This is a genomic window from Paenibacillus sp. Y280 (assembly GCF_056786335.1).
Genome location: NZ_JBXCIW010000010.1, coordinates 74681 through 89362 on the forward strand (window position 1 = coordinate 74681; position 14682 = coordinate 89362).

Below are 14682 nucleotides of genomic sequence, written 5' to 3' on the forward strand. Positions count from 1 at the left end.
TATTCTATGATTCTGAGCGAAAAAAGTATGGGCTTTTGGAGGAAATGAGCAAATGCCTAAATGGTTATTTATGGGGTATATTGAAACGCCTAGTAATGATGTTTTTGAGAGCGAGCTGGGTGTTCTAAAGATTATAATAACAATGCTCGCTGCAGACCTTAGGGAGTCAGCGGCGAGCATTTTAAGTATTTGGTCCATTTGTTAATCTTGGTTTGAATTTCTTCTAGTCGCTCGCTCAACCTTCGCTTTCAGCTCACTATCAATATGCTCGATCACCGATTTAGGAATCCATTTCTCCCAGCCTGCTCTGTATGCATTAGCGGTCAGGGACAGCCATGTGTGGTATACAATCCCTAACGTTATGGTATAAAAGAAAAGACCAGGCATACTAAGCATCGAATCTAGCAGCTTGGATAGGACGGGCAATGCCAGAAGAAATAGAGTTCGTAGCACCCCGATCATCCCATACTCAGAGGTGCAGGTTTTGTCTTTATGTGAGGCAGCTATGCCTGTTATCCAATCTAGCGCAATTACGACTATTAGAAGTGCAATTGGTATTAAACGGCCTTGGCCATATATCGCGTCTATTGCAGGCTCAAAAAAAGCACCCAGCGCAGCTGTTGTTAGCTTACCCTCTAGGAAATAATCGGATAGCATTTGTTTGTTCATGAAGAACCTCCTTGTCATATTGGAAATCGATTTCAAACTCTAGCGACTGCCTCTGATCCACCTCCTTTCGCTGCTTCATTCGCATAACCTCCCATAGGCTCTAACTCTTAATAGGTATTTAAAATACCGTTATTACCAAAAAAATATTGACCTCGAATCGGTATTGACAATACCATCAGCTAAAAATATACTAGTTCTTAAGTATTTAAAATATCTATTAAGCTTTTCCAATAAATTGCTGCATGTGTTCGTCTGATGAATCTCATTGTATTCGGTATTTTAATTACCGTCAAGTATTTAAAATACCGAATCTCGAAAAATGGAGGGTATTTAAAATGTCATTAGGAACGAGAATAAAACAGCTGCGAATCGAACGGGGATTAACACAACAGGATGTCGCCACGAAGCTTGCGATGGGCCGATCCAATTTTGGGCATATCGAAAATGACCGGGTTACGCCAACGAGCGAGGACCTGCAAAAAATGGCTGACATTTTGAATACGACCAGTGATTATTTGCTTGGCCGCGATGCTCCTTCGGCAACAATACCCGATTGGGCAACGTATAAAGATAAGCGCGACTTTAAGAAGCTGCTCGAAGAAGATGGGGAAATTATGTTCGACGGCGTTCCGATGAGTGCTACCGATCGCCAGCGTGTCATGGATGTGCTGACTGGGCTGTTCTGGGAAGCTAAGCAAATGAATAAGCACAAAAAAAAGGCTGAACCAACCGACGATGCTCCTGATGATGATGCCAAAGGGTAGGTGTTGCTATGGATAAAATGATTTTAAAGCTCATTCGAAAATTCAAAACCAATGATCCCTTCATCATCGCCGAAGGCCTTGGCATTCATATTCGTTACGCCGACCTCGGACAAGGCACGCGCGGTCTCTACTTCAAAAAACTGCGCCGCCGGTTTATCGTCATTCACGATGCGCTGCCAGAGGATTGGCGCCGTTTCGTATGCGCGCATGAGCTTGGGCATGACCGGCTGCATCCCGGGTTCAACCGTTTTTGGCTGGATGAGCAATCTTTTTTTAATGTAGGAAAGTATGAACGGCAAGCGAGTAAATTTGCAGTAAGACTGCTGACAGCCGGTGATTCTCCCGCTGCCAGCGAGACGCTTGAGGAGCTTCTTATGCGAAATCGCGTTCCGGCGGAAATGCATAAGTTTTATTTTTGAAGCGAGGTTTTATTATAAAACGGAGTGCTGATGTTAGATAGACTAAAATGGAATAATTCACAAGCAGTCTGGAGCAATGGCAAACCTATTCTAGGCTGCTCCTCTTCTTACTCTCACAACATGATCGCACATTTTGCGATTCTTGCAGTTTGCTTTAAAGTAACTTTCGTTGGATTAGTCTATTTACTAGACCTATTCCAGTGAATCGAGTTATTCCCGTGAATCGAGTTAGTTTGGTGATAAGCTCAGCGGTCGCCGCTTCTGTCTCGTTGCCCTCTCCATCTGCCAATACGGCTTTAAAACTCATCCTGTCCCGTAAACGCTCCAGAATAGGTTTAATATTTGTACAATCAATCTTTGCATCTACCGTCGTAATCTTTAACGTTTTAAAATCAATTCCCCCCTTCCCGACAAGAGTATTATACAAATAATCGATTAGGTAGTATTTTCAATATTTGGTTAAAAATTGTGAATTCCTGCTGTACTTTTAAACACAGAAAGAGGCCTCCGGTCGTTCAACGCATGAACGAGGGAGGCCTCCAGCCTGACGAATATAGAAATCTTTTCCTCACAAGAAGCTTATCTTATCAATAAGGGCTTTCTACCTTCATAATATCGAGGAATGGGACCTTTGTTAGGCTTCCCATATGCTCAACATGAACCTTCTTCGTTCTTGAATCGAGCGCTGTAATGACGCCTCTTACTTTCTCTTCCGCCGCCCAAATCGTCAGCAGCAGCTCCGTGCCCTCCTGCTTGGCCTCTACCAATCTCTCGCCCAGCTCCTCAAGCTCAAATTCATCTCTCGTTGGCCGCTTCGGTCCTTTTGCCACCTTTATCCCCTCCAGCTATGTATGGCAACTATATTTTCAATAAAAAAGGATCTCCTCCGCTCCGAGGAGACCCTAATCCTATCCATTTAAGTTACGCGAATAGATCTATTATAGCATGTTGGCGATTGACTCTGTTAGCGGTAATGCATGAGTAACCAAATGTTTCCTTGTGCTTATCCAGCCTATTGGGCCTTATGATCGTGATTTCTCCTTAAATAGAACCAGCCTAGCAATAAGGCGGGAAGAAGTACGCAGACCGTCAGATCGAACAAGGGCCAATCGTTTTTATTGATTTCATTATATACAACAATATTCGGGGTGCTGATTACGGAGCCTACCAATAAGATCATAGCAAGCGGTATCGTCAGCATATTGCTCTCCTTTAACCGAAACAATTGGGTTATCCCTTGCGTAATGGCATAAAAAATAGTTAACGTTTTAAAAAACACCGTTACGATCCAGATAAATGCGAGAATGGCTTCTATTCTCTCCAGAAAACCCCCGACCCTTATTTTCTGAGCGAGTATGAACATCGGATAATATTTGGTCTCCATTAAGCTTGACCCGAGTACAACCACGCACAGAAGGACGGTTATAAATAGTATCGCGCCACCTAAGGCAATTCCCAGCAAGAGCGGCTTCATCGTCCCGTTTTTGCCTCGAACGTGAGGGACAAGCATTAATATAACGAAAACCTCCGAGAACGGGATCGTAAAGGAAATAAATACGCCGTTCATGACTGGCGCAAGCCCTTCAGCGAGCACAGGCTCCAGCTTGGAGAGCTCGATTTGCGGCAGGAGGAAGACGACCATAAACAAAAAGAGCACCAAAAACACGGGAAAAACGTTTTCCTTGCTCAAATGAGCGACCCATAGACAAGCTTGATGAGAAGAAACGGATTAGGCAGCTTCACGTTCATGGCTAATGCGCCGTACAAAGCCGTACCTATGAGATGGAACGTTAGGAACGCGGCAATCTCCTTCGTACGCTTTTGCTCCAGCAGCTTCGGCAGCTCCCACCAAACGACGAGTATCGCCTGATCCGATTGCCTTTCTGCGCAGTGCTTGGCCGTTTAAAATGGAGCCATCACGGCAATCGGACAATTGTATCCTGTTGATTCGAAGCAATAAACGGACTAAGCGGCGACATATAACGCTCTCCAAATGAGGCAGAGAGCATAAATGCAGCAGCAGCGTAAACAAGCCCATAATGATGCCGAACAAGCCGAAGCTTGCCGCGAGTCCCATTAACACAAATCGCAGCATGCGGATGGGAATCGACATCGTGTATGCCGGCAACGTAAAGGTCGAAATGGCTGTTACGGATCCGACAATAACCATCGCGGCAGAGACAATTCCGGCTTCGACCGCTGCTTGGCCGATTACTAACGTACCTACAACGGATACGGCTTGACCGATCGCCCTTGGCATCCTAAGCCCTGCTTCCCTTAAAATCTCAAACGTCACCTCCATCGCTACCGCTTCGATAAAAGCTGGAAAAGGAACCCCCTCCCCCTGTTCAGCGAGGCTGATCAACAAGGAGGCAGGCAGCATGTCCCTGTGAAAGGTCGTTATGGCAATTTACAGGGAGGGGAGCAGCAGCGAGATAAATCCGCTAATAAAACGCAGTATTCGAAGCAGGCTCGCATAGATCGCCCTCTGATAGTAATCCTCAGTAGATTGAATAAATCTGACAAATTGCGTAGGGACTACCAGAAACTTTGGCGAACCATCCACGAGTATGGCTACTTTGCCTTCCAGCAGCTGCGCGGCTACGCTATCGGGCAGCTCCGTATTAAATACAGTAGGGAAAATGGAAAACCTTGCATCCTCAATGTACTCCTCGATATAGCTGCCTTCCAGAACGCCATCAATATCTATCGCTTGCAAACGCGAGCGTACCTCCGAAATGACGGAAGCTTCGCGATACCGTTCAAATACATGATCGTTACATCGGTTTTTGTTATTCGGCCGATCGCTATCGTCTCTAGCCATAATCTCGGATCTTTTATTTTTCGGCGTATGAGCGAGGTATTCACCCTCAAGGTTTCGGTAAAGCTCTCCCTTGGTCCGCGAACCGACGTCTGATTGGTCGATTCCGTCACCTCGCTGCCCTTCCACTGGCGAATATCCGCGCGATAAGCATGATCACTGCCGATTAGGAAAATGATCGCTTCGCCAGAGAGCAGCGACTGATAGAGCTCTCCTGTCTTCGCGACGGGATGAATCGAGCCTATGCCCGATAACAACTGATGTGCAAGCTCTTTATGATCCAGGTCAAGCTGAAGCGAACGGTTTAGATAGTCAAAAATATAAGCATTTATAATGGTGGCATCGGACATGCCGTCAATATATACAATGGCAGCGGTAGATTCGTCGCTTCAAGCGCTGCGGATTTCACGGATAACCACATCGTCGCTGCCGCCCAAATCCCGTAAAATCATTTTTAAATTCAGCTCAATATTTGCTGCTATCGATAATATCGTACAAAGATCAATTTCTCTGAGCTGTACAGCAGCAGATTCTCAATATCGGCATCGCTATCCAGCTTATTTTCGAAATAATCGAGTCTCTTCGGCAAATCTATATCAGCCTCGTCGGCGTACTGATCCAGTTGGTATTTCATATAATCCTCGAATGGATGCTGCAGGAAGTACGAGAGATGAAGCGATAACGATTCATTCCTATACGCATCCAGCATAAACGATTGCACCGATTCATATTTGCGGGTCATATAGCTGTTGACGCTTTCCATCGCTTTTTTCTGGTTTTCAAGCTCATTGCGAATGATTGATTCCGACATGACATTAAACATAAAAAACGAAAAGGTAACGATCGTGACGGTCGTGATGAGCGCAAACAACAAAATCATTTTCATGAAAAGATTATTTTTGACATAGTTGTCGTACAAGCTTCTAGCCTTCAAAATAAACTCCTTCCTCGTGTTTGCACGGATTGATCGGAGAGAAGAGAACACAATATGCGCTACAACGCTTAATAATACTTCACCATGATTTGAAGACACAAGTAGGCAGAACACCCCTTGCTCATTATGTTCCCCGCATGAGGCAATGGATAAAGGTTACAATAACAAAACAACAGCATGACTGACCGAGGTTGATGAACGATGGACCGTAGGAAGACACTTAGCAGCAATGGTGCCTTGCTTTCGGGTCTTTCTTTTCTCGCTTAAACCTGCTGTTTATAGTAAAATGGGGCGATGCAACACTATACGATTATGAGGTGCCCCCATGTCCATTAGTTTTACAACGTCGATCATTAGCCGGTTGAAACGAGAAATCGCCGACCTTCAAAAGCAAAGCGTAAGCGATAAGATAAAAAGAGAGAAAGCTCTCGCCAAAATAAAGCAGCTGCAAAAAAACATCAAAGTGAGCTCCTCTCCGACTGATCTCAGCAGCAAAATGACGCAAATTTCAAAATTAACCGAAGAGGCAGGCAAAATTGAAGCTTCGCAGGCTGCTATCGCCAAGCAGCTCACTGCCAAAAATGCCGAGCTTAGGCAGCAGACTGCCAAAAGCACCCAGCAAGACAACCAATAGTGGTAAGCAGAACAACTTAATGCTCAGTGAGACGACCAATAAAAGTGAGCAGGACAACCATTCGCCTTAAGCGAGAGACCTTCCACAAGTTCAATTAAGCTTATGGAGGTCTCTTTGCTTTGGTTTCTTTTTTAGAAATCAGCCGCTTTTCCGTCCCCTCATTCGTTCGCCCGTATACTTTGACCAAACACGCGCATCCTATTGAAAAAAAAGCAGGGCGGCGATTGTATGCATACGGTTTGGAAAGGTGCAATTAGCTTTGGATTGGTTCATGTGCCAGTGAAAATGTTTACGGCAACTGAGGACAAGGATGTCCATTTCCGACAAATCCACAAGACATGCGGCATGCCTATTTCATATGTGAAAACATGCCCGCATTGCGAAGAAGAGGTTAAGCCAGAGGACATCTCCAAAGGCTTTGAGTATGAGAAAGGCAAGTTTGTACTGTTCAACGAGGAAGAGCTGGAAGCGATGAAGCCCGAATCTGCACGGGTCATCCAAATACTCGATTTTGTCGATCTAACGGATATCGATCCATTGTATTTTCAAAAGCCCTATTACCTCTCCCCTGATATGGCGGGCTCCGGCGCATATAGTCTGCTGCTTGAGGCAATCAGGCAAACAGGCAAAATCGGCATCGCCAAAATTTCGATTCGAAGCAAAAGCAGCTTGGCGGCGATTCGGGCCGTTGGCAACTGCTTGTGCATGGAGACGATGCATTATCCGGATGAAATTCGCTCGCTCACGGAAGTGCCTAATCTTCCTGAGCAAACTGTTGTGAATGAAAAAGAGCTGCAAATGGCAAAGCAGCTCATTGAGCAGCTTTCGGAGCCATTTCAAGCTGAGAAGTATACGGACGATTACCGAGCAGCGATGCTGGACGCGATTTCGCATAAAATTGCCGGTGAAAGCGTCGATAAGGTATCAGCGCCAGCTGCTGGCCGCACGAATGTCATTGACCTGATGAGCGCGCTGCAAGCTTCACTTGAGGCTGCAAAAATACCGCCAGCCGAACCGAAACCGAAAAAACGGAAAACCACCACTCGGAAAGCCAAGGATGAGGATGTCGTTTCGTAAGGATGATGGTGCGTGCGGATCATAAGAGAGCTAAGCCTCCAACTCCACCTTCAAGATGTGGTTGGGGGCTTTTTCAATTGCTATTAGGATTCTCTGTCCTCTTAAGATCGATCTCATTTACACCACCGCCCACCGATACTGATGTTCTGCCAATTTCTATTTCTTGCTGCCTATTTTGCAGCTAGTGTATATACGTATTTAATCTCATCCAGGTGAGAATATTGCTTGGAACTCGGTGTCTCCAAAATGAAAGGCAGATCCCTTAGTACAGGGCTGAGCAAAAGCTCTATCATATTATTTTCGCCGATATACCCCTTTCCAACATTCGCATGCCGGTCCCTAAAGGAACTGCTTGGAAATACGGAGTCATTCAAATGTATCGCTTTAAGGTTGGTGAAGTACCCGAGTTCAATCCCCTTCTCCATGATTTCAGTCCAATTATGCCCTGTCCATAACCCGCTTGCGAATGCGTGGCATGTATCGAAGCAAAATCCAATTTTATCGGGATAATCCGTCAGTTTACGGATTTGCACAAGCTCCTCCAACATGAGCCCCATTTTCACCCCTTGTCCAGCATTATTCTCAATAAGCAGAAGGGATTTGCCTTTCCAGTTCATAAGAACTTTATTAAGCATATCGATCATTAATTTATATCCCTGCAGGGGGTCAGCACCTTTAAATTTTCCAAAATGAACAACAACGCCAATGGATCCGCACGCTTCAGCAATATCCAAATCGTTTAAAATGGAACTTATCATCACTTGCTGCATCTCTGGACCTTCGATCGATAAATTAGTCGTATAAGGAGTGTGGGATATGGAAACCAATCCATGCTCTTGGCAAAAACGGGCACAGGAATCTGTATCCCGATGATCATAGGTTTTCACAGACAGGCTGCGCGGATTTTTAGGAAAATACTGAAAAGCCTTTGCCCCTAGCTTTACTGCCTCCTTGGCCGCGGCTAGATACCCGTTGCTAATTGTCACATGGCTTCCAAGCTTCATTCTTCTTCCCTCCCGCTCCAAAACCATTTCATTCTCTGAGCAAATATTCATCCTATATGCTTTCTATACGGAATATCAAATATACCAACAGTAAGAAAGAATGCTTAGCGATCATCGAATCTCACACCACCGATGATTTCTAATTGGCTCTAATACTGTATTCCATTTGGGAATCCTAAAGAGTGAAAAGAGTGATTCTTGTTATGGTGCAGCCTGCATATGGACAAACTTGAGCTATAAAATTTCGGGAGGTTGTGTATGGATCTAAAACCCATTTATCCATTCGAGCCTATTAGTACGTCTATTCCGCCTAAGGGAGATAACTGGGTGGCGCAAATCAAATGGGACGGAGTCCGAGTATTGCTTTATTTTGACGGCAACGAAACCAAACTGTTCAACCGGAGAATGAATGAACGGACGCTGCAGTATCCCGAGCTTCTTAACACAAGCGAATTCTGCAAAGCCGATTCTGTTATTCTTGATGGCGAAATTATTGCTTTCGATCAGAATAAGCCGTCATTTTATGAAGTTATGAAGAGGGACAGCTTAAAGCAATCTCAAAAAATTAAGCAATCATCAGAGCGAGCTCCAGTTACCTATATGATCTTTGACGTATTATTTTATAACGGGGATTGGGTAACGGATAAGTCATTAGAGTATCGGCTGGCATTGCTTGAGAAAATATTGATTCCGCAAAACAACCTTCAAATCATACAAAATTTTGATGATGGAATAGCCTTATTCGAGCTGATGAAACAATATCAAATGGAAGGTGTCATTTTTAAGGACCTTCACAGTACTTATCGCATCAATGGAAAAGACGGGCGTTGGCGAAAACAGAAGGTCATGAAGGATCTATTCGCCGTTGTAGGCGGGGTCACTTTTAGACATAACATTGTAAACGCACTATTGCTTGGTATTTATACGAATGACGGTGAAATGATATACATCGGCCATGCTGGCACCGGTAAATTAACCCAGAGGGATTGGGCAGCAATAACAGCAGACATAAAGGGAAGGCAAATGACCCATAGGCCATTCATTAATGAACCAGAACGGTCCAAAGATGCTGTCTGGGTAACGCCTGCGCTTACAGTAAAAGTCGAATACCTCGAGTTTACCCCTGGGGGGACCATGCGTCACCCAAGCATTCAAGCTATTGTTAATATGGATAGTAGCGAATGCACGGTTGACCAGTTAAAGGGAGAGTAGTGTGCATAAACTCTGAATAGTACGCCAGCGATTCTATGTATGCAAAGTAACCGAGTTAGAATTTACAGACACCGGTCCGCTTCGATACCGACACGGCTCGGATTGCGCTTGGGATGCTGGAAGTAGCAGGTGTTAGCGGCTTGGCTTGCTTGGTTTGCTTGGTTTGCTTGGTTTGCTTGGTTTGCTTGGTTTGCTTGGTTTGCTTGGTTTGCTTGGTTTGCTTGGTTTGCTTGGTTTGCTTGGTTTGCTTGGTTTGCTTGGTTTGCTTGACTCGGCCTGACAAGGCAGCACGGCTTGGCCTGCCAGCAAATTTAACAGGAAAAACTCCTGCTATTTCTAGGTATTTTAGGAAAAAAGTAGCTTTAGAAGGAATTTCTCCTGTTAATTTCCCGCATTTTAGCCATTATGAGTATTTACAGTACTTTTAGCGGGAGTTTTTCCTGTTAAATGTTTTTATTGCCGCCACATCGGACAATTAGCTGGAGTTTTTCCTGTTAGTTACTCGACTATGATTGAGGATGCTGGTTTACGAGAACACTCTATTTTTTCATATAAAGTTACAATTTAACCTCAAAGAATATAAGAAAGTAGAAAAAGGCGGGGGCAATCAATAGATACAGCTCCCAGTTTTGAAGCAGTCTTTTTCCCATTCTGCTCCTCATCTTGCCCGGCTCCTTCAGCCTGCTGCCCGTTGCAATACGTTTAACCTCCTGCATGGAATCACTCCTTCCTGGTTTCTAACACAACGATAGCCGACAAAAGGAAATCCCGTAAATATGTCGTTTTCAATATCACATGAAAGCGCATACTCTAATGGGGAAATGCGAGATAAAGCTTCCGTTTTGCTTCATGTGACTTTAACGCAAAAAAAAGAGTATCCGTATTTACATACAGTTACTCTCTACTTTTAAGTGTGCTCCAAATGCTTTAAGGTTTGAACAAAAATCTCTTTCACATGGTCATCATCAATGGAATAATAAACCGTCTTGCCTTCCTTGCGTCGCTTAACAATTCTCACATTGCGCAAATAGCGAAGCTGATGAGATACGGCGGACTGCGCCATGCTTAGTACGACACATAGATCATGAACGCATAATTCGTTATTGAGCAAAGCATGTATCATTTTTACCCTTGTAGGATCACCTAGCGCTTTAAACAATTCAGCCAAATCAACCGCCGTTTGCTCCTGCAGCTTCGCTTGATTCAACACATTTAGATTCATTTCGGTGCCTAAGCACGTATCGTCGCATTGTTCCTCCACTACTCGATCCATCTCACTTGCCACCGCCCTTTATGTTCGTACTATCCATTATATCAAAAAGATTACGTTTAAGGCAGTCAATTCAAGCGATCAAAATGCATATTGTAGTTGCTGTTCCACTATTTTCAACCAATTGTCATATGAGCATACATTCACTTGTTAGTAGCTGTGATATGATTCACTTAAACTAACCATCGTTAAGGAATTTGGAGCTGGTACATTTGTATATTTACTTTTTTGAAACGCTGCTTTATTTGTCATTTGCCTTTACTGGCGGGTATCTATTGCTTCAATTCATTCCCGACCGCTCCAAACCAGACATGACAAATCCATTTGGCCTATTTCAATATGCCATTCTGGGCATTCCGTTATTCTCGTTTATGTCGATCATACGGTCAACCATCGTCCTCAGCGATTTTGCCGAAAATCTGTCCTTTGTACAAATTTTGCTCATTGTATTAAAGGATTACAACTACGGGAACGCATGGATCTGGAACCTAATCATCTGTACGGTTATGTATATGATCACTGTCTTAAGCGGTTTCCAGCAAAAATGGACCAAGTGGCTGCTTGCCATCGCATGGGTATGCAGTATTGTTGCTCATGGCTGGGCAAGCCATCCTGTCGGTTTCTCTGCCGTATGGGGACTTCTCTCCCAAGCTCTTCATGTCGCTGCTGTTTCCATTTGGCTCGGAACGCTCATCTTGGCGGCATGGTTCACGAGGGGCGAACTGAAATGGAAAGCTTTTATCCGCTGGTTTACGCCTCTGTCGATAGTTAGCATGATGCTTATCATTGCCGCTGGATTAGTGATGATGTCGCTTATCGTTGAAGGATATATCAATTCATGGGGCATCAATTACGGTGAAGCTCTCCTGCTTAAGCATCTCGTATTTCTGCCGCTTCTCCTTCTTGGTTTTATGAATGGTTTTCTATCGAAGCTAACGAATAATGGGACAGATAAGCGCAGGCTGCTCTGGTGGCTTCGCCTTGAAACGTTCATTGCCCTTGCGGTTCTTATCATAACAGCCTTTATGGGTGTACAGGAGCCTCCGCATGAAGACGAGTTTGAGCTGCCCTCTCCTTCTCCGTTATTTAAATGGCTGCATGGCAATGTGCAGAGCTTAGATCTCCAATGGAACTGGGGCGCTGCTCAGCTTGTTATGATAACACTCGGAATTATCGCTCTGGCTGCGCTGATTCCGTTGTATAAAAAGGATAAACGCGGTCTATTTGTTACGATTGCGCTGATTGGCATTCTGCTTCCGTTCCTTGGCATCCTCCTGTCTGTTAAGTAACGGAATCAAATATCATTCACTGCGAATAAGATACCATCGGACTGTTTCTCCGAAACGGATCGATGGTTTTTTTATGTTTTTATTACACATTTGGGGAGAATAAGTTTGACATAAATGTTGGATTCACATATTATATGAGCAAGTATTCATATATTGATTTTGAAAGAAGGCTAGCTTATGAATGAATATCGAATAAAAGGACTTTCTTGCGGCGGCTGTGCCCTTCGCATGGAAGAAGAGATTAAACAATTGGAGCATGGCGAGGATGCAAAGTTAAGCTATAACTCGGCAAAATTAACAGTAAATCCGAAAATTTCAATGGCTGAAGTCAAGAAGATTTTAAAGTCTGACAATGCCTATATCGAAACGTGCGCTGAATCGAATACCGGAGACGGCCACATCCATCACGCTCATAGTGGGCATGATCATGATGGACACAGTCATGATGGGCATGGGGGTCATAGCCATGCTGATGGCAATGGGAAAATGCTTAAATTGCTTATCGCATCCGGCGTTATTTATGCCGCGGCATTGCTGCTTGACGGTGTGCTCGACAAACAAGCGGTCATTATTCTTTATGTGATCGCCACGATCATTAGCGGCTACACGACCTTTTTCCGAGGACTCAAAAACCTATATAAATTAAAATTTAATATCGATACCTTAATGACCATTGCGTTAGTGGGTGCCGTTGCCATTGGCGAATGGAAGGAAGCTACGCTCGTTGCGATTCTGTTCGGCCTTAATGAGCTGCTCGAAGGATATGGGATGGAGAAGGCGCGGCGTTCCATGGAAGCTTTGCTCCAAGTGGCCCCTAAGGAAGCCTTAAAGGTGGAGGACGGCCAGGAGCTCATCGTTCCGATCGCCTCCCTTCAAGTCGGTGATTTTGTGAAAATAAAGCCAGGCGAGAAAATCCCTTCGGACGGTATGGTTTCAGAGGGAAAAAGCTCGGTGAATGAGGCTGCCATTACGGGCGAGTCGCTTCCAGTCGAGAAGGAGCCCGGAGAGCTCGTTTATGGCGGGAGCATCAACAATGAAGGGCTTCTGCTTGTCCGTATCGATAAAGCATACAAGGATTCCTCCTTGGCCAAAATACTTCATCTCGTTCAGGAAGCGCAAGAGACCAAAACGCCAACCGAGCTGTTTATCAATAAATTCGCCAAATATTATACGCCGCTTATTATGATTGTTGCAGCGCTTGTTATGCTTATACCTCCCCTCCTCTTTCAAGGAGATTGGATGACATGGCTGTATCAAGGCTTATCCGTATTAATTGTTGGCTGCCCTTGCGCGCTCATCCTTTCCTCTCCTATTGCGATTGTTTCGGGTATTACGAGAAACGCGCGGAACGGCGTGCTGGTTAAAGGCGGCGTGTTTCTAGAGCAGCTTGGCAAGATCGATACGCTTGCTTTTGACAAGACAGGGACATTAACGAAGGGCGAGCCGCATGTAGCACAGCTGGTGTCCTATGATGAAGAATGTTTTTTCCAGGTTGCCGGTGCTATCGAGAAGTCGTCTTCCCACCCGCTGGCGAAAGCGATCATGAAAGAAATAGGCAGCAGAAGCATCTCCGTGCCTGAGCCGGATGAGATTCAGACGATTACAGGTAGAGGAATTAAAGCGAAGGTTAACGGTCAAACGTACTGGCTTGGAAATGAAATAAGCATTGGGCACATTACAATCCCCGATGCTATACAAAACCGCATTGAGCAATTGAAGGGCGATGGCCTTACTCTCGTACTTGTCGCTGACGAGCATCACGTGCTTGGCATGTTCGGCATTGCAGACGAAATCCGTGAAGAAAGCCGTTCGGTTATCGCAGCCTTGCACAAGCTGGGAATTACACGAACCATCATGCTGACTGGCGACCATCAGAAGACTGCAGAGAAAGTAGCCACGGCAGTAGGCGTATCCGAGTTTTACGGAAATCTGCTTCCCGAGGATAAAGTGCAGCGGATTAAAGAGCTCTCTGCCAAACATACGGTAGCTATGATTGGCGACGGTATTAATGATGCTCCCGCTCTCGCATCCGCACAGCTCGGCATTGCGATGGGTAAAGGAACGGACAGCGCAATCGAGACAGCGGATATCGTCCTGATGCAGGACCATTTGGGCAAGCTTCCAGAGGCGGTTTCAATTGCGAAGAAAGTAAACCGGGTCATACGGTTCAACATCATTGTCTCGCTTGGACTGAAAGTAATCGCGCTCCTGCTAACCATTCCCGGATGGCTCACCTTATGGATCGCCATTCTTTCCGATATGGGAGCAACGATTTTTGTTACGCTGGTCAGCTTGACCATACTAATTGAAGGCAAGAAACGTCTTGGTTAAGTGAGCTATAAGAGCATATGCGTGCTTAGTGCCTTAATTCGTCGTCACTCATACGCCAAATCTGAGCTATAAGCGCATATGTGCGCTTATAGCTCACCAACACACATGATTTGTGGGCTATAAGAGCATATGCGTGCTTAATGCCTTAATTCGTCGTCGATCATACGTCAAATCTGAGCAATAAGCGCATATTTGCGCTTATCGCTCACCAAAACACACAATTTGTCTGCTGTAAGAGCATATGCGTGCTTAATGCCT

Annotated in this window: 15 protein-coding genes and 1 pseudogene; 8 read left to right on the forward strand and 8 right to left on the reverse strand. The window is 44.9% G+C overall.

Going from position 1 to position 14682, the window contains the following annotated elements; all coding sequences use genetic code 11:
* Positions 1-201: 201 nt before the first annotated feature.
* On the reverse strand, positions 202-669 hold the full coding sequence (locus tag AC1TPC_RS14830) for a phage holin family protein (protein WP_482067600.1): 468 nt from the start codon (positions 667-669) through the stop codon (positions 202-204).
* Positions 670-1004: 335 nt separating this feature from the next.
* Between AC1TPC_RS14830 and AC1TPC_RS14835 the strand changes: the two genes are divergently transcribed.
* Positions 1005-1433 (forward strand): helix-turn-helix domain-containing protein, encoded by a 429-nt coding sequence (locus AC1TPC_RS14835; RefSeq protein ID WP_482067601.1) that lies wholly within the window; start codon positions 1005-1007, stop codon positions 1431-1433.
* 8 nt (positions 1434-1441) lie between these two features.
* Entirely contained in the window at positions 1442-1852 is a 411-nt protein-coding gene (locus tag AC1TPC_RS14840; protein WP_482067602.1) for an ImmA/IrrE family metallo-endopeptidase, read from the forward strand.
* Between the two features lie 587 nt (positions 1853-2439).
* Here AC1TPC_RS14840 and AC1TPC_RS14845 read toward each other — a convergent pair.
* The 4 genes and pseudogenes from AC1TPC_RS14845 to AC1TPC_RS14860 all read right to left on the reverse strand — a co-directional run bounded on the left by AC1TPC_RS14845 (position 2440) and on the right by AC1TPC_RS14860 (position 5607).
* Positions 2440-2688 carry a YolD-like family protein gene (locus tag AC1TPC_RS14845; protein WP_482067705.1) on the reverse strand — a complete coding sequence of 83 codons (249 nt, stop codon included), beginning with the start codon at positions 2686-2688 and terminating at the stop codon, positions 2440-2442.
* 176 nt (positions 2689-2864) lie between these two features.
* The gene (locus tag AC1TPC_RS14850) at positions 2865-3542 is read right to left on the reverse strand and encodes a GerAB/ArcD/ProY family transporter (protein WP_482067603.1); all 678 of its coding nucleotides are present in this window, start codon (positions 3540-3542) and stop codon (positions 2865-2867) included.
* A 39-nt stretch (positions 3543-3581) separates the two neighbouring features.
* Positions 3582-5023, reverse strand: a pseudogene (locus tag AC1TPC_RS14855) (spore germination protein).
* A 128-nt stretch (positions 5024-5151) separates the two neighbouring features.
* On the reverse strand, positions 5152-5607 hold the full coding sequence (locus AC1TPC_RS14860; protein WP_482067604.1) for a hypothetical protein: 456 nt from the start codon (positions 5605-5607) through the stop codon (positions 5152-5154).
* A gap of 325 nt (positions 5608-5932) precedes the next feature.
* Here AC1TPC_RS14860 and AC1TPC_RS14865 point away from each other — a divergent pair, with 325 nt between their 5' ends.
* Both AC1TPC_RS14865 and ku read left to right on the forward strand, forming a co-directional pair.
* Positions 5933-6241, forward strand: a complete 309-nt coding sequence (locus tag AC1TPC_RS14865; protein WP_482067605.1) for a hypothetical protein — start codon at positions 5933-5935, stop codon at positions 6239-6241.
* Positions 6242-6469: 228 nt separating this feature from the next.
* Positions 6470-7318: a non-homologous end joining protein Ku gene (gene ku, locus AC1TPC_RS14870; RefSeq protein ID WP_482067606.1), complete on the forward strand. Its 849-nt coding sequence runs from the start codon at positions 6470-6472 to the stop codon at positions 7316-7318.
* Positions 7319-7488: 170 nt separating this feature from the next.
* Here the strand turns inward: ku and AC1TPC_RS14875 are convergent, their stop codons facing one another.
* Positions 7489-8322: a deoxyribonuclease IV gene (locus tag AC1TPC_RS14875; RefSeq protein WP_482067607.1), complete on the reverse strand. Its 834-nt coding sequence runs from the start codon at positions 8320-8322 to the stop codon at positions 7489-7491.
* Positions 8323-8580: 258 nt separating this feature from the next.
* Between AC1TPC_RS14875 and AC1TPC_RS14880 the strand changes: the two genes are divergently transcribed.
* On the forward strand, positions 8581-9534 hold the full coding sequence (locus AC1TPC_RS14880; protein ID WP_482067608.1) for an ATP-dependent DNA ligase: 954 nt from the start codon (positions 8581-8583) through the stop codon (positions 9532-9534).
* A 145-nt stretch (positions 9535-9679) separates the two neighbouring features.
* Complete coding sequence (locus AC1TPC_RS14885) at positions 9680-9814, forward strand: hypothetical protein (protein WP_482067609.1); 135 nt, start codon at positions 9680-9682, stop codon at positions 9812-9814.
* 277 nt (positions 9815-10091) lie between these two features.
* Here AC1TPC_RS14885 and AC1TPC_RS14890 read toward each other — a convergent pair whose 3' ends face one another.
* A complete protein-coding gene (locus tag AC1TPC_RS14890) occupies positions 10092-10250 on the reverse strand; it encodes a hypothetical protein (RefSeq protein ID WP_482067610.1) in 159 nt (52 codons plus the stop codon).
* A gap of 191 nt (positions 10251-10441) precedes the next feature.
* Complete coding sequence (locus AC1TPC_RS14895) at positions 10442-10807, reverse strand: ArsR/SmtB family transcription factor (protein WP_482067611.1); 366 nt, start codon at positions 10805-10807, stop codon at positions 10442-10444.
* 209 nt (positions 10808-11016) lie between these two features.
* On the opposite strand from AC1TPC_RS14895, the gene AC1TPC_RS14900 reads away from it, so the two are divergent.
* Both AC1TPC_RS14900 and AC1TPC_RS14905 read left to right on the forward strand, forming a co-directional pair.
* Positions 11017-12093: a copper resistance D family protein gene (locus tag AC1TPC_RS14900; protein ID WP_482067612.1), complete on the forward strand. Its 1077-nt coding sequence runs from the start codon at positions 11017-11019 to the stop codon at positions 12091-12093.
* 177 nt (positions 12094-12270) lie between these two features.
* A complete protein-coding gene (locus tag AC1TPC_RS14905; RefSeq protein ID WP_482067613.1) occupies positions 12271-14424 on the forward strand; it encodes a heavy metal translocating P-type ATPase in 2154 nt (717 codons plus the stop codon).
* Positions 14425-14682: the final 258 nt, after the last annotated feature.